At 72.6% G+C, this 18,058-nt stretch carries 18 protein-coding genes, 1 pseudogene and 1 riboswitch; of the genes and pseudogenes, 6 read left to right on the top strand and 13 right to left on the bottom strand.

What is annotated here, in order from left to right; genetic code table 11:
- From E1265_RS17635 to dacB, 3 genes and pseudogenes are all read right to left on the bottom strand, one after another.
- Positions 1-111, bottom strand: a pseudogene (locus E1265_RS17635) (tRNA lysidine(34) synthetase TilS); the annotation flags it as partial.
- A gap of 172 nt (positions 112-283) precedes the next feature.
- Positions 284-1,405, bottom strand: coding sequence for a zinc-dependent metalloprotease (locus E1265_RS17640; protein ID WP_132931268.1), 1,122 nt, complete (start codon positions 1,403-1,405; stop codon positions 284-286).
- Positions 1,406-1,473: 68 nt separating this feature from the next.
- Positions 1,474-2,970 carry a D-alanyl-D-alanine carboxypeptidase/D-alanyl-D-alanine-endopeptidase gene (dacB, locus tag E1265_RS17645; protein WP_132931269.1) on the bottom strand — a complete coding sequence of 499 codons (1,497 nt, stop codon included), beginning with the start codon at positions 2,968-2,970 and terminating at the stop codon, positions 1,474-1,476.
- 57 nt (positions 2,971-3,027) lie between these two features.
- Between dacB and E1265_RS17650 the strand changes: the two genes are divergently transcribed.
- Positions 3,028-3,525 carry an inorganic diphosphatase gene (locus E1265_RS17650; RefSeq protein WP_132931270.1) on the top strand — a complete coding sequence of 166 codons (498 nt, stop codon included), beginning with the start codon at positions 3,028-3,030 and terminating at the stop codon, positions 3,523-3,525.
- 39 nt (positions 3,526-3,564) lie between these two features.
- A riboswitch (guanidine-III (ykkC-III) riboswitch) is annotated at positions 3,565-3,629 on the top strand.
- Between the two features lie 14 nt (positions 3,630-3,643).
- Positions 3,644-3,958, top strand: a complete 315-nt coding sequence (locus E1265_RS17655; protein WP_132931271.1) for a multidrug efflux SMR transporter — start codon at positions 3,644-3,646, stop codon at positions 3,956-3,958.
- 12 nt (positions 3,959-3,970) lie between these two features.
- On the opposite strand, the gene E1265_RS17660 is transcribed toward E1265_RS17655, so the two are convergent.
- The 4 genes from E1265_RS17660 to E1265_RS17675 all read right to left on the bottom strand — a co-directional run bounded on the left by E1265_RS17660 (position 3,971) and on the right by E1265_RS17675 (position 8,156).
- Positions 3,971-5,581: a threonine/serine exporter family protein gene (locus tag E1265_RS17660; RefSeq protein ID WP_243740887.1), complete on the bottom strand. Its 1,611-nt coding sequence runs from the start codon at positions 5,579-5,581 to the stop codon at positions 3,971-3,973.
- A gap of 64 nt (positions 5,582-5,645) precedes the next feature.
- The gene (locus E1265_RS17665; protein WP_132931273.1) at positions 5,646-6,425 is read right to left on the bottom strand and encodes a MerR family transcriptional regulator; all 780 of its coding nucleotides are present in this window, start codon (positions 6,423-6,425) and stop codon (positions 5,646-5,648) included.
- Positions 6,426-6,495: 70 nt separating this feature from the next.
- Positions 6,496-7,239, bottom strand: a complete 744-nt coding sequence (locus tag E1265_RS17670; RefSeq protein WP_132931274.1) for an ABC transporter — start codon at positions 7,237-7,239, stop codon at positions 6,496-6,498.
- Positions 7,236-8,156 (bottom strand): ATP-binding cassette domain-containing protein, encoded by a 921-nt coding sequence (locus tag E1265_RS17675; protein ID WP_132931275.1) that lies wholly within the window; start codon positions 8,154-8,156, stop codon positions 7,236-7,238. The genes E1265_RS17670 and E1265_RS17675 overlap by 4 nt, the downstream gene beginning before the upstream one ends.
- 110 nt (positions 8,157-8,266) lie before the next feature.
- Here E1265_RS17675 and E1265_RS17680 point away from each other — a divergent pair, with 110 nt between their 5' ends.
- Both E1265_RS17680 and E1265_RS17685 read left to right on the top strand, forming a co-directional pair.
- Positions 8,267-9,754, top strand: coding sequence for a histidine kinase (locus E1265_RS17680; protein ID WP_132931276.1), 1,488 nt, complete (start codon positions 8,267-8,269; stop codon positions 9,752-9,754).
- 5 nt (positions 9,755-9,759) lie between these two features.
- Positions 9,760-10,452: a response regulator transcription factor gene (locus tag E1265_RS17685; protein WP_132931283.1), complete on the top strand. Its 693-nt coding sequence runs from the start codon at positions 9,760-9,762 to the stop codon at positions 10,450-10,452.
- On the opposite strand, the gene E1265_RS17690 is transcribed toward E1265_RS17685, so the two are convergent.
- Both E1265_RS17690 and E1265_RS17695 read right to left on the bottom strand, forming a co-directional pair.
- A complete protein-coding gene (locus tag E1265_RS17690; protein WP_132931277.1) occupies positions 10,449-11,240 on the bottom strand; it encodes an ABC transporter permease in 792 nt (263 codons plus the stop codon). The genes E1265_RS17685 and E1265_RS17690 overlap by 4 nt on opposite strands.
- 29 nt (positions 11,241-11,269) lie before the next feature.
- A complete protein-coding gene (locus E1265_RS17695; protein ID WP_207931118.1) occupies positions 11,270-12,268 on the bottom strand; it encodes an ATP-binding cassette domain-containing protein in 999 nt (332 codons plus the stop codon).
- A 183-nt stretch (positions 12,269-12,451) separates the two neighbouring features.
- Here E1265_RS17695 and E1265_RS17700 point away from each other — a divergent pair, with 183 nt between their 5' ends.
- Positions 12,452-13,066 carry a PadR family transcriptional regulator gene (locus E1265_RS17700; protein ID WP_132931279.1) on the top strand — a complete coding sequence of 205 codons (615 nt, stop codon included), beginning with the start codon at positions 12,452-12,454 and terminating at the stop codon, positions 13,064-13,066.
- A gap of 21 nt (positions 13,067-13,087) precedes the next feature.
- On the opposite strand, the gene E1265_RS17705 is transcribed toward E1265_RS17700, so the two are convergent.
- Positions 13,088-13,927: a helix-turn-helix transcriptional regulator gene (locus E1265_RS17705; RefSeq protein ID WP_132931284.1), complete on the bottom strand. Its 840-nt coding sequence runs from the start codon at positions 13,925-13,927 to the stop codon at positions 13,088-13,090.
- Positions 13,928-14,305: 378 nt separating this feature from the next.
- On the opposite strand from E1265_RS17705, the gene E1265_RS17710 reads away from it, so the two are divergent.
- On the top strand, positions 14,306-14,827 hold the full coding sequence (locus E1265_RS17710) for an ATP-binding protein (protein WP_243740888.1): 522 nt from the start codon (positions 14,306-14,308) through the stop codon (positions 14,825-14,827).
- Between the two features lie 153 nt (positions 14,828-14,980).
- On the opposite strand, the gene E1265_RS17715 is transcribed toward E1265_RS17710, so the two are convergent.
- The 3 genes from E1265_RS17715 to E1265_RS17725 form a co-directional block, all read right to left on the bottom strand.
- Positions 14,981-15,217 carry a DUF397 domain-containing protein gene (locus tag E1265_RS17715; RefSeq protein ID WP_132931281.1) on the bottom strand — a complete coding sequence of 79 codons (237 nt, stop codon included), beginning with the start codon at positions 15,215-15,217 and terminating at the stop codon, positions 14,981-14,983.
- 293 nt (positions 15,218-15,510) lie between these two features.
- A complete protein-coding gene (locus tag E1265_RS17720; RefSeq protein WP_132931282.1) occupies positions 15,511-16,656 on the bottom strand; it encodes a GTP-binding protein in 1,146 nt (381 codons plus the stop codon).
- Between the two features lie 293 nt (positions 16,657-16,949).
- Positions 16,950-18,014, bottom strand: coding sequence for a glycoside hydrolase family 43 protein (locus E1265_RS17725; protein ID WP_132931285.1), 1,065 nt, complete (start codon positions 18,012-18,014; stop codon positions 16,950-16,952).
- Positions 18,015-18,058 lie beyond the last annotated feature (44 nt).

Below are 18,058 nucleotides of genomic sequence, written 5' to 3' on the forward strand. Positions count from 1 at the left end.
GGACTGGGATGGTGGCGAGCACCCGGTGGGGGCGTACGCCTCTTCGAGGATGTCGTGCAGCACGCGGCGGACCGCCAGGCGTATCGCGGCGACCGAGGGGTGGGGACCCATATCCGAATCACTTCTTTCTGCGGGGAGCTCGGGAGGTGCTGTCACGCTGAGTGCGTAAATGGTGACAGAGGAGGCTTGTTACCCGAGCATCGCACGCCCGGCATTGCCGCCACGGTCCCTCGTACGGGTGATTTCGGGGCGTTTGGCGGCGATCAGGGCCACTGGCCGGGCCCTACGCGGGCCCCGGCCCGACCCGGGCGATCCACCGTTCGGGGTGGGAGATCTCCTCCTTGGTGGGCAACGTGTTCGGCGAGGTCCACACGCGGTTGAAGCCGGCCATGCCCGCCTCGTCGACGACGGTGCGGACGAACCGCTCGCCGTCCCGGTACTGCCGCAGCTTGGCGTCGAGGCCGAGGAGCCGCCGCAGCGCCCGGTCGAGCCGGCCGGCGCCGGTCTGGCGGCGCCGGGTGAACTTCTCGCGGATCTCGGCGACGGACGGCACCACGGCAGGCCCCACGCCGTCCATCACGTAGTCCGCGTGCCCCTCGAGCAGCGACATCACGGCGGTGAGGCGCTCCAGGATCTCCCGCTGACGCGGGGTCTGCACCAGGTCAACGATGCTCGGCCCGTCGCCGCGCTCCGCATCGGCCTGCTCCTCGGCCGCCCGGCCGCCGAGCGACTGCGCGGCCCGCCGCAGCCGCTCGACCAGGGTGGCCGGGTCCACGTCCGCCTCGGCCAGGAAGGACTGGATCTCGCTCTCCAGGTGGTCGCGGAGCCACGGCACAGCGGTGAACTGGGTGCGGTGCGTCTCCTCGTGCAGGCAGACCCAGAGCCGGAAGTCGTGCGGGTGCACGTCGAGCTCGCGCTCCACGTGGACGATGTTGGGCGCGACGAGCAGCAGCCGGCCGGTCCCGGCGCCGGGCAGCTCGGGCCCGGCGGGCGCGAAGGTCTCGTACTGGCCGAGCACCCGGGAGGAGAGGAAGCCGAGCAGCATGCCGACCTCGACGCCGGTGACCTTGCTGCCCATCGCGGTGAGCGCGGTCCCGCCGGGCACCGCGGCCCGCCGCTCGCGCATCCGGGCCATCAGCGGGGCGAGCACCTCGCGGAACCCGGCCACGTTGGCCCTGACCCAGCCCGGCCGGTCGACGACGAGCACCGGCGTGTCCACCCCGCCGGTGTCAAGCTCGGTGAACTCCCGCACGTGCCGCTCGGAGGCGACGGCGTGCCGGCGCAGCTCGGCGACGACGGAACGGGCCTCTTCCCGGCTCACCTCGGGGCCGGGACGCAGCACTCGGGTGGCGGTGGAGACCGCCAGCTTCCAGTCGACCAGGTCCGTACCGCCGAGTGAGGTCATGCCCTCAACGGTACGGCGCCCCCCAACCAACGGCTAGCGGCCCAGACGCCGGGTGCCCGGCCCGGCGGTCAGTCGGCCAGGGTGGCCAGGGCCGTGGCGGCCTCGTCGAGCGCGGCCTCGGCCGCGCGCGGGTCGGTCGTGCCGGAGGCGAGGAAGGCGAAGCCGAGCACCCGTCCTTCGCCGGTGGCGACCGTGCCGGCCAGGCTGTTGACGCCGGTCAGGGTGCCGGTCTTGGCCCGCACGAGCCCGGCGCCGACCGAGCCGGTCTCGCCGTCCGCGTACCGCTCGGAGAGGGTGCCGGAGAAGCCGGCCACCGGCAGCCCGGTGAGGGCGGCCCGCAGCTCGGGGCGCTCGGGGTCGGCGGCGACGGACAGGGCCCTGGTGAGCAGGTCGGCGGTGACCCGGCCCTCACGGTCGAGGCCGCTGGCGTCGACCAGCCGGGCACCGTCCAGGGGCAGCCCGAGCGCTTCGAGCCGGGCGGTGAACGCGCGGCTCGCGCCGCGGAAGTCGGCCGGCTGGTCGCTGGCGATCGCGGTGTGCCTCGCCAGCGCCTCGGCCAGGTCGTTGTCGCTGTTGATCAACATCCGCTCGACCAACGAGGAGGTCGGCGCGGAGCGGTGGACGGCCAGCTCCTCGGCGGCCTCGGGGGCGGCGCGCCTGGCCGGCTCACGGCCCTCGACGGCCTCGGCCCCGATGCCGCCGGCGTCCGCCAGGGCCGTCGCGAAGGCGGTGGCGGCCGCGGCCGCCGGGTTCTCGGCGCGGGGCGCGGGGCCCCGGGTGCTGTCGTCGAGGCGGCCCTCGTTCAGCTGGAGGGGGGTGATGATCGCGATGTTGTCGTTTACTCCGATGGGGTGGCGCTGCTCGCGCGGGTAGAGCGAGACGTCGTAGACGACCTCCTCGGCCGTGAGGCCCCGGTCGGCCAGGGCGCGGGCGGTGTCCCCGGCGAGCTCTTCGAGGTCGTCGGCGGTGAGGGTGGGGTCCCCGCCGCCGACCAGAACGACGCTCTGCCGCTCCTCGTCCCAGCGGACCGTGGTGGCGAGCCGGTGGTCGGGGCCGAGCGCGTCGAGGGCCGCCACGGCGGTGATGATCTTGACGGTGGAGGCGGGGGCGCGGCTGGTGCCCGCGCGGTCGGCGTAGAGGGAGTCGCCCGTGGACAGGTCGATGACGGCCGCGGCGACGTCCTCGCCGAGCGCCGAGTCGCGCAGCACCGGCCGCAGCACGCGCTCCACCACGGCGGCGGCGGGCTCGTCGCCCTCGCCCTCCAACGGCACGAGGACCGGCCGCGCCCCCGGCACGGTGCCGGCGACGCGCTCCGCGGCGTCCGCGTCGCGCCGGGCGTCGGCGGCGGTCGCCTGGGCGCGCTCGGCGGTGCGCCGGCCCGAGTCCCAGGGGCCGGCGAGGGCGACGAGTACCGAGGCAATCGCCAGGCCGGCCGCGCCGGCGGCGGCGACGAGGCGCCAAATCGCCTGGTGTTCCCGGAGGTTGGCGCGGAGGAACCGCAGCACCACCTCGAGCCTCTCGGCCGCCCTGCGCACCACGGACCAGCCCCTTTCGCGAGCAGACATCCCCGTGAGGGACACTTAACCACCTGTCGCGTGCATAGATCGGTTAAGGAGTCCCCAGTGGAGTTCGACGTCACCATCGAGATTCCGAAGGGTTCGCGGAACAAGTACGAGGTGGATCACAAGACCGGACGCATCCGTCTGGACCGCCACCTCTTCACCTCGACGGTCTACCCGGCCGACTACGGCTTCGTGGAGGGGACGCTCGGCGAGGACGGCGACCCGCTGGACGCGCTGGTGCTGCTCGACGAGCCCACCTTCCCCGGCTGTCTGATCCAGTGCCGGGCGATCGGCATGTTCCGGATGCGGGACGAGGCCGGCGGCGACGACAAGCTGCTGTGCGTGCCCGCGTCCGACCCGCGGATGGAGCACCTGCGCGACATCCACCACGTCAGCGAGTTCGACCGGCTCGAGATCCAGCACTTCTTCGAGGTCTACAAGGACCTGGAGCCCGGCAAGTCGGTCGAGGGCGCCAACTGGGTGGGCCGGGCCGAGGCGGAGGTCGAGATCGAGGCCTCGTTCAAGCGCGCGGCGGACGCCGGCGAGGGCCACCACTGATGCGCCGTCCGGGAGCGGGGCCGTTGTGAGAGGCTGAGGTCAGAGCCAAGACCGGCTCCTGGACGAGGTGCGCCGTACCCAGCCCCACGACAAGACGGCGCGGGGAGTCGTGTCCGTCATGGCGTGGATTCTTCTCGTGGTCGCCGGCGTTCTGGAAGCCGTCTGGGCGACGGCGCTCGGCAGGTCCGACGGGTTCAGCAAGCCGCTGCCGACCGTGGTCTTCGCGGTCGGCCTGGCACTGTCGATGACCGGCCTCGCGCTGGCGCTGCGGACCCTGCCGGTGGGCACCGGGTACGCGGTGTGGGTCGGCATCGGCGCAGCGCTGACCGCCGGATACGGGATGGCCTTCGAGGGCGAGCCGGCGTCGCTGCTCAAGGTGGCGCTGCTCGTCGGCATCGTCGGCTGCGTGGTGGGCCTGAAGCTGGCCCACTGAGCCTACGAGGACTCAGAAGCCGCGGGTGCGCTTGGCGCCGCGGCGGCCAATCGGCGTGGTGAGCCCGGGCGTTCCGATGAACAACCGGGCCATCTCGCTGCCCAGGTTCACCCCGACGGCGATGGCGAGCGCCAGCGTGATCGCGGTGAGCAGGTTCTCGATGCCGGCGTCCACGTTGCCCTGGGCGAAGCCGAGCAGGCCGAGGTAGACCGCGCCACCGGGCAGCAGCGGGCCGATCGCCGCGGTGACGTAGGGCAGTGACGAGGTGAACCGGTAGCGGGACTCGAGCTGGCCGAAGAGGCCGACCATGCCCGCGCCGACGGCGGTGGCCGCGAACGGCGAGAGGCCCGCCGTATCGTGCATGGCGCCGTAGATCAGCCAGGCGACGCCGCCGTTGAGGGTGGCGGGGATGATCGTGTGGCGGGCCTGCTGGAGCAGCACGCAGAAGGTGAGCGAGAGCAACAGCGCGGCGGCCAGCTGAACGCCGGGGCGGGTGGCCCGCTGGAGGACCTCGGGTTCCAGGCTGACGCCCGAGGTCTCACCCACGTACAGCACGGCGAGCACCCCGCAGACGATGCCGACGCTGAGGTAGACCACCTCGAGCAGACGGGCCGAGGCCGTGAGGTAGTAGCCGGTGAGCCCGTCCTGGACGCCGGCGACCAGCGCCCGGCCGGGGATCACCGCGAACAGGCCACCGGTGACCATGGCCGCGGCCTGGATCTCGCCGGAGCCGGAGGTGTGGCCGGCCGCCCAGATGACGCCCACCAGCGCCGGCGCCATCGCGGCGGCGGCGAACTGGTAGAACTCCGGCAGCCCGCGGCTGGCCGCCAGCCAGGCCAGCCGGTCGCCGAGCATGGCGCCGAGCGCGGCAAGCAGGAAGACCTGCCAGGTGCCGCCGACCAGGGTGCTTGCGGCGCCGGCCAGCAGGCCGCTGGCGATGGTCAGCTGCCACTTGGTGAACGGGTGCCGGTTCCGCCGGATGGTGGCGAGCCGGCCGTACGCCTCCTCGAGCGAGACCTCGCCCGAGGAGATGTCGTCCACCAGCTGGAAGACGGCGGCCAGTCGGGTGTAGTCGGTGCCGCGCCGACGGACGGTACGGCTGAGCGAGACCGGCGCGTCGACCAGCGACGGCTGATGGGTGATGGAGATCAGGGTGAAGGTGACCGTGGCCTCGCAGCGGTCCAGCCCGTAGGCGTGGACCACTCCGAACATGGCGGCCTCGACGTCCTCCGCGCCCTCGCCGCCGGCCAGCAGCAGCTCCCCGATGCGCAGCGTCAGGTCGAGCACCCGGGGCACGGCGGGCGGCGCCTCTTCCCCCTCGCGAGGCACGTACTCGGGGGCCGGCCGCTCGGCCAGCGGCAGCCGGACCATGCTGCGCATCCGGTCCTGCCAGTAGGTGCCGCGGCCGGCCTCCAGGCCGGTCAGCCGCGGTATCCCCTGGGCAGGGGTGCCCCACATACTCGATCCGGCGCTGCGCGGCGGGGTGCGCGGCGGGACCGTCAGCCCCTCGGGGACCGCGAACTCGGAGCTCGGATGGTCGCTCTCCGGCGGAGGCAGCTCAAGGCCCTCGGGCACGGTGAACCCGGAGCCGGACTCCTGGTCCGTCGCTTCCTCGCCACCCACGCCGATCCTGCTCCTCGCTCACGCGCCGTGGGGCCCTCCGGAAGGCCCCCGCCGCAGCATAAGGTCATTCCGGTGGATTCGCCCGGCCAGCGTGGCGCTCCGCGTTGGCCAGGATCGCGTCCCGCAGGTAGCGGGCGAGACCGGGCCGCACGGCGTCGATGTTGCGGGTGAAGCGCTCGTCCGCGACATACATCTCGCCGAGGCGGGTGTGCATGTCGTGGCCGCAGTCGTAGAAGTGCCGCGCGATCTGGAGCCGGTGCTCCTCGGCCGCCGCCACGGCCTCGGCCGCGTCGGGCGCCACGCCCGCGTCCATCAGGGCGACGAAGCGGGCGTTCAGCTCGTCCCCCTCGGCCTTGATCCGCTGCCAGTCCTCCTTCCGGTAGCCGGCCGCCCTACGCTGGGACTCCCGGTACGCCTCGGTGTCGCCCCAGCGTTGCTCGGCCTCGGCGGCGTGCTCGGTGGAATCGAAGTCCCCGAAGACCTCGAACCGCTCCTCGGGGGTGAGACTGATGCCCATCTTCCGTGCCTCCATGGCTCGTTCGACGGCCGTGGCCATGGCGCGCAACCGCTCGATCCGCTCGGTCAGCAACGCGTGCTGACGGCGCAGGTGCACCTGCGGGTCGGCGGCCGGGTCATCGAGCAGGGCGGCGATCTCCTCCAGCGGGAAACCGAGCTGCCGGTAGAAGAGGATCCACTGCAGCCGGTCGAGATCGGTGTCCCCGTAGCGACGGTGACCGGCGTGGGTGCGCTCGCCCGGCACCAGCAGCCCGATCTCGTCGTAGTGGTGCAGCAGCCGCACCGTGACCCGAGCGAACCCGGCGACCTGCCCCACCGAATAGCTCACGTCCGTCTCCTTTCCTGTCCCGAGCCACGGTGCGCCATCACGTGACGTGAGGTGCAAGCCCGGGACGCCCCTACGCGTCCCTGCCGCGCAGCACCGCGTATCCCGCCGCCAACGCCGCCGCTGACCAGGCCAGCAGCACGCCGACCGCGACGCCGGGCCCATAGGGCTCGTGGTCCTGCGTGATCAACACCACGCCCGCGCTCGACGGGAGGTAGTCGGCGACGCCCTCCAGCCATCTGGCACCTATCGCCCGCAGCAGCTGGGGCACGGCCAGCTGCAGCAGGACCAGGCCGGTGATCGCGCCCGCCGCACTGCGCAGCATGGTGCCGACGCCTGTGGCCATCAGGGCCAGCGCGGCCAGATAGCCACCGGTGCCGGCCGCGGCCGCCACGGCTTCGGCGGCCGTGAACTCACCGTACTCGTGCATCAGGGGGGCGGCGCAGGCCGTGCCGAGGGCGCTGAGCAGCACGCCGAGCGCCGCCGCCACCGCCGTGACCACGGCCGCCTTGCCGAGCAGCAGGCGCCAGCGGACCGGGACGGCCTGCAGCGAGGTGCGGATGGATCCGCTGGCGTACTCGCCGGTGACGGCCAGGGTGGCCAGCACGACGACGGCGAGCTGGGCGACAAGCAGCGCGTCGGCCACCGCGTGTGGCGCCGGCCTGGCGGTGTCGAAGCCGTTCTCCGCGCTGGCGAAGGCCGACATGCCGACCACGACCGACGCGGCGACGGTGAGCAACCCGGCGGCCACCAGGCTCCACCAGGTGGAGCGCACGCTCCACAGCTTGGTCCACTCGAAGGCGATCGCGCCCCTCATGCCGGCTCACGCTCCCCGTACTCGACGCTGCTCTCGGTCAGCTCCAGGTAGGCCTCCTCGAGCGAGGCCCGGCGCTCACTGAGCTCGTGCACGGGGACCCCGTGTCGGAAGGCGAGGTCGCCGATCGCGGCCAGGGTGCCGCCGAGGACCAGGAGTTCGTCGCCGCCCCCGCCGTCCGCCGCACGCACCGTGAGACCCTCCCTGGCCAGGTGCGGGAGCAGCTCGCCGACGCGCGGGCTGCGGACCCGGATCGCGTTGCGCGAGCTGCGCTCGATGATGCTGGCGATGGGCGCGTCCGCGATGAGGCGGCCGCGACCGATCACCACCACGTGGTCGGCGGTCTCCTGCATCTCGCTCATCAGGTGGCTGGAGAGGAAGACCGTGCGCCCCTCGGCGGCGAGGGAGCGGATCAACTCCCGCAGCCAGCGCACCCCGTCGGAGTCAAGGCCGTTGACCGGCTCGTCGAGCAGCAGCACCGGCGGGTCGCCGAGCAGGGCGGCCGCGATGCCGAGGCGCTGGCGCATGCCGAGCGAGAAGGAGCCGACGCGGCGGCCGGCCACCGCCGCGAGGCCGACGGTCTCGAGCACCGCTGTGACCCGGGCCGCCGGGATGCCGTTGCTGCGGGCCATGCCCGCCAGGTGGGCGCGCGCCGAGCGCCCCGGGTGCGCGGAGCGCGGGTCGAGGAGGGCGCCGGCCGCACGCAGCGGGTGGCGCAGCTCCGCGTAGGGCCGGCCGCCCACGAGGGCCCGGCCCGAGGTCGGCGCGTCGAGGCCCATCACCATCCGCATGGTGGTGGACTTCCCCGCGCCGTTGGGCCCTAGGAAGCCGGTGACGCGGCCCGGCTCGATCTCCAGCGAGAGGGCTTCCACCGCCGTTCTCGCTCCATACTTCTTCGTGAGGTCACGCATGCTGATCATGTCGCCGAGGCTAGGAACGGGGCACCGCGCGGCGCTGCCGTCGATCGTCAGGGAATGACCTGACTTTCGTCAGTAACGCAGAGCGACGACCCCTTGTTAGCGTGCCCGCCATGAAGCCCTGGTTTGTACTGATCCTCCTCGCACCACTGGCGCTCGACACGGAGGGAGCCCGCCCGCTCCCGACGGGCGTGGCGGCGGCGACGATAGTGCTGGGCGGAGTGGTCAGCCGCCGGGCACCGGCGCTGGGGCTGACGGCCGCCGGGGTGCTCGGGATCTTCGTCGTGGTGGACGGGGTGAGCCCGGGGGCGCCGCTGAGCGCGGCCGTCCTGCTCAGCCTCCTGGCCGGGCGGAACATGCGACGCCTGTGGCTCGCGGAGTACGCCTTCGCCGGCGCCGCGACCATCGGGATGACATACGCCGTCGCGAAGGGCGATCTCACCGGCTGGATCGTCATCCTGGTCACCCAGTTCGGCACAGCCATGCTGCCGTGGTGGGCCGGCACCTGGTGGCGGCAGCGCGCCGAGCTGTTGCGTGCGGGCTGGGAGCGTGCCGAGCAGGCGGCGAAGCAGGCCAGGTTGCTCGAGCGGGCCAGGATCGCGCAGGACATGCACGACTCGTTGGGGCACGAGCTGAGCCTGATGGCCCTGACGGCCGGGGGGCTCGAGCTGTCGCCCGGCCTGAGCGAGGAGCAGCGGGTGATGGCGACGCGGCTGCGCGAGGGCTCGGTGGCGGCCACCGAGCGGCTGCACGAAGTGATCGGGCTGCTCGGGCAGGGTGAGGAACCGACCGGGGACGAGATCCCGGACCTGGTGGAGCGGGTGCGGCGCTCCGGGGTGTCGGTCGAGTTGTGCGAGGAGGGCGGCACCCGGGAGTGGGCCGCGCCGGTCCTGCGGCACGCGGCCCGGCGGGTGGTGCAGGAGGCGCTGACCAACGCGGTCAAGCACGCGCCGGGGTCGGCCATATCCGTCCGGGTGGCCCACTCGGAGGCCGAGTCGGTCGTCGCGGTGACCAACACGGGTTCGCCGGCCGACGCCAAGCCCGGCTCCTCGCCGGTCGGCAGCGGCACGGGGCTGATCAGTCTCGATGAGCGGGTCCGGCTGGCCGGCGGCACGTTGCGGGCCAGGCCGCTGGAATCGGGTTTCGAGGTTGTCGCGCGGCTGCCGCGCACTCCGCCCGAGAGCGCGGCGACACCGGCGGAGCGGGCGGCCGGCCCGGCCGAGCTGGTGGCGGCCCGGCGGCGGGTGCGGCGGGATTTGCTGCGGGCCTCGGCCGTGCCGGTGGGGCTCGGGGTGGCTCTGCTGGTGGCGCTGTTCACGGTCTACACGGTCACGGTGATGCGGACGTCCCTGGGATCGGACGAGTTCGACCGGCTTCGGCTCGGTCAGGAGCGGGCGGAGTTCGCGTCGGTGCTGCCGCACTCGATCAGCGCGCCGCCGCCGGTGCTGGCCGAGCCGCCGATACCGACCGGCGCCGAATGCGAGTACTACCGGGCGGGTCACAACCTGTTGGACTTCTCGGAGACCATGTTCCGGCTGTGCTTCGAGGACGGGGTGTTGGTGGCCAAGGACACGCTGCGGCGTGGTGACGGATGGGGGTGAGTGAGATGGTTCGGGTCCTGATCGCCGACGACGAGGCGATGATCCGCGCCGGAATCAGGGGGATCCTTGCCGCGGATCCGGCGGTGGAGGTGGTGGCGGAGGCCGGGGACGGCAGGGAGGCCGTGGAGTTGGCCCGCCGGCACCGGCCGGACGTGGCGCTGCTGGACATCAGGATGCCGGGCTCCGACGGGCTGACCGCGTTGGGGCAGCTGCGGGAGCTGGTGCCGGCGACCGGGGTGGTCATGCTCACCACCTTCGGCCAGGACGAGTACATCACCCGGGCGTTGGACCTCGGGGCGGCCGGCTTCCTGTTGAAGGCGTCCGATCCGCGCGAGCTGATCGCCGGGGTGCACGCCGTGGCGGACGGCGGAGCGTGTCTCTCGCCGCGGGTCGCCCGCCGGGTGATCGGCGAGCTGCGGCAGGGGACGACCGCGCGGGACCGCGCGCGGGAGTTGGTGGCCGAGTTGAGCGAGCGGGAGCGGGAGGTGCTCGCCCTCATCGGGGCCGGCCTGTCCAACGCGGAGATCGGTCGGCGGCTGCATCTCGTCGAGGGCACGATCAAGGCCTATGTGAGCACGGTCCTGACCCGGCTCGGGGTTCGCAACCGGGTGCGGGCGGCGATCGTGGCGTACGAGGCCGGTCTGGTGGCGGACGCCTCAGCCCCCGGGGAGACCGGGGGCCAGGCGGACCGGCACTAGTCGTTCAGCCGGGAGAAGCGCCGCATGGCCAGTGGGGCGCAGAGCGCGAGGAGGAGCAGGGGCCAGGCGACGGCCAGCAGGACGGGGTGAGTGGCGGCCCAACCGTCACCGGACCAGCCGCGGTTGCCGAAGAGCTCGCGGGCGGCGCCGGCCGTGGCGGACATCGGGTTCCACTCGGCGATCACCCCCATCCAGCGCGGCATGGTGTCCGGTGAGGTGAAGGCGTTGGAGAGGAAGCCGACCGGCCAGACGAGGATCTGCACGGCCTGCACCATCTCCGGCTTGCCGGCGACCAGGCCAAGGTAGATGCCGACCCACAGCATGGCGAAGCGCAGCAGCAGGAGCAGGCCCACGGCGGCCAGGGCCTCGGCGAGGCTGCCGTGCCAGCGCCAGCCGATGGCGAGGCCGGCACCGATCATCACCAGCAGGCTGGCCGCCGACTCGATCATGTCGAGCAAACTGCGGCCGACCAGGACGGAGGAGGGAGCGATGGGCATGGACCGGAAGCGGTCCAGGACGCCGCGGTTGATGTCCTGAGTGAGGGCGACCATGGTCGCCTCCAGGCCGAAGGCCATGGTGAGCGCCAGCATGCCAGGCACCAGGAACTCGGTGTAGTCGCCGCCGCCCGGGATGGCCATGCCGCCGCCGAGGAAGTAGGCGAACATCACCAGCATCATCACCGGGAAGAGCAACCCGGTGGCGACGGTGCCGGGTTGGCGGACCCAGTGGGCCAGGCCCCGGCGGGTCATGGTGATCGAGTCGGTGACGGCTCGGGTCAGCCGGCCCATGGGCGGCGCGATAGGGGAAGCCGTGGTGGTCACGCGGACGCCTCCGAGCGGTCGCGGGTGGTGTCGGCCGGGGCCTCGGCGGGGTTGTCGGTCGGGTCGCCGGTCAGGTGGAGGAAGACCTCGTCGAGCGTCGGGCGGCGCAGGGCGATGTCCTCGGCGTCAATGCCGGCGGCGCCCAGGGCGCGCACGGTCTCGGCCAGGGCGGCCATCCGGTCGGTGACGGGCGCGCTGACGAGCCGCCGGTCCGGGTCGGTGTGCGTCTCGGCGGCGCGGGCCGCCATGCCGACCACGGCCGCGGCCTCGGCGAGCCGGGCCGGGTGCCGCACGACGACGTCGATGCGGTCGGCGCCGATCAGCGCCTTGAGCTCGTCCGCGGTGCCCTCGGCGATCCGGCGGCCGCGGTCAATCACCGAGATGCGGTCGGCGAGTTGGTCGGCCTCTTCCAGATACTGGGTGGTGAGCAGCACGGTGGTGCCGCCACCGGTGAGCGAGCGGACGGCCCCCCACACCTCGGTGCGGCCGCGCGGGTCGAGGCCCGTGGTGGGCTCGTCGAGGAAGAGCACCCGGGGCCTGGTGATCAGGCTGGCGGCCAGGTCGAGCCGGCGGCGCATGCCGCCGCTGTACTGGCCGACGGCCCGGCCGCCGGTGTCCGCGAGGTCGAAGCGCTCCAGCAGTTCGGTGGCGCGGCGGGCGGCGCCGCGACCGCCGAGGTGGTAGAGCCGGCCGAACAGCTCCAGGTTCTGCCGGCCGCTCAACTCCTCGTCCAGCGCGGCGTGTTGTCCGAGGAGCCCGATGCGGTAGCGGACCTGGTCGGGCTGGCGGGCCACGTCGTGGCCGGCCACCACGGCCCGGCCGCCGGTGGGCCGCAGCAGGGTGGTGAGGATGCGGACGGCAGTGGTCTTGCCGGCTCCGTTGGGGCCGAGCACGCCGTGCACGGTGCCGGGCTCGACGGCGAGGTCGAGACCGGCCAGGGCGGTCTTGGTGTTGGGTCCCCGGCCGTAGACCCTGGTCAGGTCCTCGGTCAGGATCGCGTGATCGGGCACGCGCGCCTCCCGGTGGGTGCGAGTAGGAGAGCTAGTCAAATTTGATGAGCGGCGGCGGTCGAGAGTAGCCCCGACCCCTGGGGTAGTCAAACTTGATTAGCGACTCGGTGAGAGACTGCGCCACGGAACACAGATCGGCGAGGAACACAAGCGGAAGGGCGGCAGCCGATGTCGGTCATTCGGCTCCTGGTGCTGGGCGCGGTGCGCCAGCACGGTCGGGCGCACGGCTACCAGGTGCGGAACGACCTGGAGTTCTGGGGCGCGCACGAGTGGTCGAACGCCAAGCCGGGCTCGATCTACCACGCGCTCAAGCAGATGGCGAAGCAGGGGCTGCTGATCGCCCACGAGACGGCGCCCAGCCCGGCCGGCGGGCCGCCGCGCACCGAGTACGAGCTGACCGACGCCGGCGAGGAGGCCTATCTCGACCTGCTGCGGGAGTCGCTGCGCGCGCACGACCAGCGCATCGACGTGCTGACCGCGGGCGTGGGGCTCATCGTCGACCTGCCCCGCGAGGAGGCGATCGAGCTGCTGCGGGAGCGGGTCGCGGCCCTCGACGGCTGGCGTGAAGAGGTGGAGAAGCACTGGATGCCGCCGCGGGAGACCCCCACCGAGTGGGGGCACATCGGCGAGGTCATGCGGCTGTGGCTGGAGAACTCACGCACCCAGGCGGAGTGGACGCGCGGCCTCATCGACCGGCTGAGCGCCGGCGCCTATGTGATGGCGGACGAGGGCGAACGCAGCGTCGACGTGCTGCCCGAGGGCATGCCGAACCCCTTCGCGTGAGCGCCTCGGCCGGGGGCCGGCTCAGAGCTCCCGGCGCATCCGGGCCAGCAGGTCCCGGGTGCCCTCGGGGCTGAGCGCGAACTCGGCGAGCCGGTCGAGCACCACCTGGTAGGCGGCGACCTCCTCGCGCTTGTCCAGGTAGAGCGCGCCCGTCAGCTGCTCCAGGTAGACCAGGTCGGACAGCTCCCGCTCGGCGAAGCGCAGCAGCGTGAAAGCGCCGGACTCGGCGACGTGCCCGCCCTGGGCGAACGGCACCACCTGCAGGGTGATGTTCGCGTAGTCGGCGAACTCGAGCAGCGCGTCCAGTTGCTCCGCCATCACCTCGCGCCCGCCGTGGTACCGGCGCAGCGCCGACTCGTCGAGCACGCAGTGCAGGTGCGGCGCGCTCTCCGAGACCAGCAGCTTCTGCCGGGCGAGCCGCAGCGCGATCCGCCGGTCCACCTCGACGCGCGGCAGCCGCCCCTTGTGCCCGCTGACCACCACGGCGTGCGCGTACGCCTCGGTCTGCAGCAGGCCGTGCACGAACTGGAGCTCGTAGGTGGCGATCCGCTCGGCCGCCGCCTCGAGCCCGATGTACGTCTGGAACCAGCTGGGCAGCACGTCGTTGTAGCTGTGCCACCAGCCCGCCTGCCCGGAGGAACGGGCGAGGCCGAGCAGCGGTTCGCGCTCGGCCTCGTCGGTCACCCCGTAGAGCGTGAGAAGATCGGCCACGTCGCGCGGTTTGACGCTGACCCGGCCGAGCTCCATCCTGCTGATCTTGGACTCGGAGGCCCGGATCGAGTAGCCGGCCTCCTCCCGGGTGACGCCGCACGCCTCGCGCAGCCGGCGCAGCTGGGAGCCGAGCAGGATGCGTCGCACCATCGAACCGCCGGCACCCTCGGGAGAACTGGCGACCCCGGTGGCGCCCGCGCCGATGCCCTCCGCCATCCGTTGAGAACTCATGAGACTCACTGCCCTCCACCTCCGACCGCAGAAGTCTGCCACGAACGCGTCTCATTGGGTGTGCGCATGATTACAGTCCATCAAATTTTTTCGTGCACGTGCATCTGCCCTTGCATTTGCCGTAAGCCTTGGGAAGCATGAGCCCTACGCGCTGGGAACCGGTGCGTCAGCTTGGCCCTGCCGCGCCCGACAGCGCCTGGCGGGGTTGGAGGACCGGACGACGTCGGGCCTCCGAGGACAGCAGTGCCGCCGCCGCAACGCCAGGAGTGCCGCGCCATGGGGAGCAGAGGAACGCCCATGCTGGACCAGTTAGGGCAACCCTTTCCGCCCGTAGATCTGCGGACGCTCTCCGGCACGGCCACCCTCGGCCTGACCCAGCGCCCCGAATCGGTGCGTCGCGCACGGGACTTCACGCGCAACACGTTGCAGGGCTGGCGGCTGCCCCAGCACTTCGACTCCGTGGGCCTGGTCGTCTCCGAGCTGGTCACCAACGCGCTGCGGCACGGCCTCGGGCCGCGCCCGTCCCCCACCGTCCCGCCCCAGGCGAACGGACGTCCGGCCACGCCAGCGGCTCCGGTCGCGCCGGTCGCGATCGCCCGGCCGCTGGTCGAGCTCGAGTTGATGCGGTGCGCGCACCGCCTGATATGCGCGGTGCAGGATCCGAGCGGCGCTCTGCCCAGGTCGTCCGACGAGATGGACGGCGCGGCCGAGTCGGGGCGCGGGCTGCACCTCGTGGAGTGTTTCAGCGACGGCTGGGGCTGGCGGATGCTGGCCGGCGGCCGCGGCAAGGTGGTCTGGGCCGCCTTCCAGACCGACTGAGCGACCTCACCCCCCTTGGGACCCGGGACCGGACCGGCGGCCACTAGCCGACCGGTCACGGTCTCGGGTCGTTCGAAAGGTGTCGGTTCAAACGGCTGAGCTCGAAATGCGCCGGTTCGAAAACGGCTCAATTCGAACCGACGAACCCACCGATCACGAGATCAGGTGGTCGAACTCCCCGTCCTTGACGCCGCGCAGCAGCGCCTCCACTTCGGCCGGCGTGTAGACGAGCGCCGGCCCATCCGGAAATCGGGAGTTGCGAACCGCAACATCCCCACTGGGCAACTTCGCGAATTCCGCGCAGGTCCCCTGAGAGTTACTGTGGCTGCTCTTGAGCCACACGACGTCCCGGAGTTCGTGCGCGGCAATGCCGTTATACGCGTCGGGCACTGGACTCTCCCGGGTCGTGCTCGTGGTGCAACGATGTGCAACAGGAGTCACAGGCGTCATCATGCGGCGCGTGGGACTCAACTGACCCAGATACTAACGTCGCTCAATTGCATCTGCACGCGCGAATGCACGTGCACGACAGGGTGTCGCCACCCCGTCACAACAAATGGTCCGTCCCATTGCTGAGACGAGGTGGCGAGGCATCCGGTTCCATCGCATCCGCCGGAAATAGGTTCAGCGCAGGGCAAGCGAGCCACCACGGCCCGCGCGCCCCGTGAGGTGCGTCACGCTCCCTACGAAACGGGATCGAGCAGGTCGTCGAACGCGGACGCCAACTCCCGCCAGGCCGCCCGGCCGCCGGCGTACTCGGCGTCCGTCAGCAGACAGGCGCGCAACCGCGCCCGCAGCCCCTCCCGGTCAAGGCCGGGGGCCGTGAACACCAGGTGCTGCACCCGGTCCCCCACCTCCGGGTCCCAGTCCATCGCGGCGGCCACCCGGCGCACCGCGGGGGCCATCTCCCAGGCCGCGTCCGGCACCGCGGCCAGCCACGGCCCCACGTTGTCCACGCACAGCGCCCCGCCCGCGGCGTCCCAGGAGAGCAGCGTGTCCGGCCGGTCGGCCAGCCAGAACCGGCCCCGGCTGCGCGGCGCCGCGCACGTCAGCTCCTCGAGCGCCGTGTACAGCCGCTCCGGATGGAAAGGCCGCCGGTGCCGCCAGACCACTGTGGTCACGCCGGCCTCGTCCGCCTCCTGCGGCAGCAGCGCGCTCGCCGGGTGCTGCCGGGCCGCCGCCGCCTCAACATCGAAGCCGGAGGACGCGAGCCGCGGAAACTCGGGATCGGCCACCAGGACCCGTCTGGCCGTGGGGTGCAACTGCGTGAGCAGCGCCCGGTCCAGGTCGTCCGCCGGCTGGTCGCCGCCGACCAGCGCCAGCGTCGGCGCGTACTCCAACTGCCGCGCCCAGGTGTCGGCGACCGTCCGCTGGTCGGCCCCGGCCGTGGCGAGGCCGACGTCGGCCAGATCGTCGCCGTTGGCCAGGTAGGGCAGCACGAGCGCCGGGTCCACGGCGGTGAGGACGCCGGTGAGCAACAGCCGACCGGCCCCGTGGGTGGCGATCACCTCGGCCATCGACCGCGCCTCGACCGAGTCCCACAGCTCGACCACCGCGAGCCGGCACCCGCCGTCCTCGGCGAGCCGCAGCAGCTCAGGCACCAGGTCCTCGCGCAAGGCGCAGCAGGCACAGTCGTTGACCAGCGGGGTCTGGCCGGTGCCCAGCGTGGCCCCGGCGTCCCGCACCAGGCGCGTAACCATGCCGGTGGCCGCGACCCCGGTCAGGTCATGGTGCAGGGCGACGCTGCCCGGCACCCCCGTGAGCAGCCGCCGCACGGCGGTGCGGCGGGCGTCGGCGTGCAGTCCGCCGACGATGACGACCGGCAGCATCAGCTCTCCTCATCCTTCTTGCCGCATCTGGCGGACCGGTCGCGGAAGACGACGGGCCGGTACTCGGGGTGTGTTCCGGATTTCATGGCTGACCTCCCTCTCTCCGGTTCAGCACGGGCACCGGGCGCGGTACGGGTACCCGATCCGCGCCGAGGATCCCAGCGACCGGCCGCCAGTCTATCCAAACGGAAACCATTTTCATTAAGAGGAGGATCACACCGCCTCGGCGCGTCCCGCACACGGTTCGGCCGCCCTCGCCGGGATCGGTGGGGGCGACCGTGGGAGCCGAGGGGCTACTCGCCGGACGGGCCCGACAACGAGACCCCGTTCGCCACCGGGATGCCGAAGTTCGGCGTGCCGTCCGCGTTCCACGAGATGCGCTGTGCGCGGGTGGTGCGGGTGCCGCTACAGCCGTCGGAGGCCGAGGAGTTGGCGTGGTAGGCGATCCACGTCTCGGAGCCGTCAGGCGAGGTGAAGAAGGAGTTGTGGCCAGGTCCGAAGACGCCGGCCGCGTCGTTGCGCTGGAACACCGGGTTGGCGAACTTCCGCCAGGACGAGGCGTTCATCGGGTCGGAGCCGACCAGTTCGAGCATCCCCAGCTTGTAGTCCGGGGTGTTGCAGTGCGAGGCCGAGTAGACCAGGAACGTCCTGCCGTTGCGCCGCAGGATGACCGGACCCTCGTTGACCCCGGCCCCCGACCGCTCCCAGGCGTGGGTCGGGCTCGAGATGCGGACGCCGCGTCCCGACGGCGTCCAGGGGTTGGCGAGCGGCGCGATGTAGAGGTTCTGCGTGCCGCCCTCCCAGAAGGAGTACAGCAGGTAGAGCCGCCCGTCGGGCATCGTCAGGTAGCTGCTGTCGATCATCCAGCGGTTGTCGCCGTAGGGGTCGACCTGGCCCCGGTAGGTGTAGGGGCCGAGCGGGTTGTCGCCGGCGCTCTCCAGCACGTGGACGTGCTGGTTGTCGATGTTCGCGGCGACGCCCGCGCTGTAGGTGAGGTACCAGCGGGTGCCGTTGGGGCCGTTCAGCCGGTGCAGCTCGGGGGCCCAGAAGTTGCAGCAGCGGCTGGCGTTGGTCTCGCGGTAGACCGTCACCGGGTTGGCGGTGCGGAGGCCGGCGAGGGTGGTGGCGCTGCGGATCTCCCAGTGGGAGGCCCAGGTGGTGCCGAGGTGGTAGTAGCGCCCCTGGTAGTAGGTGACCCAGGGGTCGGCGCCGTTCTGGCTGACGATCGGATTGGTGAAGGCGGCGGTCGGCCGCGGCTCGTCGGCGGCGACGGCCGTCCGCCCCCCGGCCTGGCCGGCGGCGGCCGGGGCGCCGTTCTGCACCAGCATGGCCATCGCGCAGGCGACGACCAGCGCCATCAGCAGCGCGACGCGTGGGCGCCGGCGCGCGAGAGGGGTGGGGG

It is taken from the genome of Streptomyces sp. 8K308 (genome assembly GCF_004348315.1).
GTDB lineage: Bacteria > Actinomycetota > Actinomycetes > Streptomycetales > Streptomycetaceae > Streptomyces.

What these genes read in the sequence shown, in the direction of transcription:
- E1265_RS17640 (WP_132931268.1), bottom strand. Translation starts at nt 1,405, where the DNA reads ATGACCTCACTCGGCGGTACGGACCTGGTCGACTGGAAGCTGGCGGTC.
- dacB (WP_132931269.1), bottom strand. Translation starts at nt 2,970, where the DNA reads ATGTCTGCTCGCGAAAGGGGCTGGTCCGTGGTGCGCAGGGCGGCCGAG.
- E1265_RS17655 (WP_132931271.1), top strand. Translation starts at nt 3,644, where the DNA reads ATGGCGTGGATTCTTCTCGTGGTCGCCGGCGTTCTGGAAGCCGTCTGG.
- E1265_RS17670 (WP_132931274.1), bottom strand. Translation starts at nt 7,239, where the DNA reads ATGAGGGGCGCGATCGCCTTCGAGTGGACCAAGCTGTGGAGCGTGCGC.
- E1265_RS17675 (WP_132931275.1), bottom strand. Translation starts at nt 8,156, where the DNA reads ATGATCAGCATGCGTGACCTCACGAAGAAGTATGGAGCGAGAACGGCG.
- E1265_RS17680 (WP_132931276.1), top strand. Translation starts at nt 8,267, where the DNA reads ATGAAGCCCTGGTTTGTACTGATCCTCCTCGCACCACTGGCGCTCGAC.
- E1265_RS17685 (WP_132931283.1), top strand. Translation starts at nt 9,760, where the DNA reads ATGGTTCGGGTCCTGATCGCCGACGACGAGGCGATGATCCGCGCCGGA.
- E1265_RS17690 (WP_132931277.1), bottom strand. Translation starts at nt 11,240, where the DNA reads ATGGGCCGGCTGACCCGAGCCGTCACCGACTCGATCACCATGACCCGC.
- E1265_RS17700 (WP_132931279.1), top strand. Translation starts at nt 12,452, where the DNA reads ATGTCGGTCATTCGGCTCCTGGTGCTGGGCGCGGTGCGCCAGCACGGT.
- E1265_RS17705 (WP_132931284.1), bottom strand. Translation starts at nt 13,927, where the DNA reads ATGGTGCGACGCATCCTGCTCGGCTCCCAGCTGCGCCGGCTGCGCGAG.
- E1265_RS17710 (WP_243740888.1), top strand. Translation starts at nt 14,306, where the DNA reads ATGCTGGACCAGTTAGGGCAACCCTTTCCGCCCGTAGATCTGCGGACG.
- E1265_RS17720 (WP_132931282.1), bottom strand. Translation starts at nt 16,656, where the DNA reads ATGCTGCCGGTCGTCATCGTCGGCGGACTGCACGCCGACGCCCGCCGC.
- E1265_RS17725 (WP_132931285.1), bottom strand. Translation starts at nt 18,014, where the DNA reads ATGGCGCTGGTCGTCGCCTGCGCGATGGCCATGCTGGTGCAGAACGGC.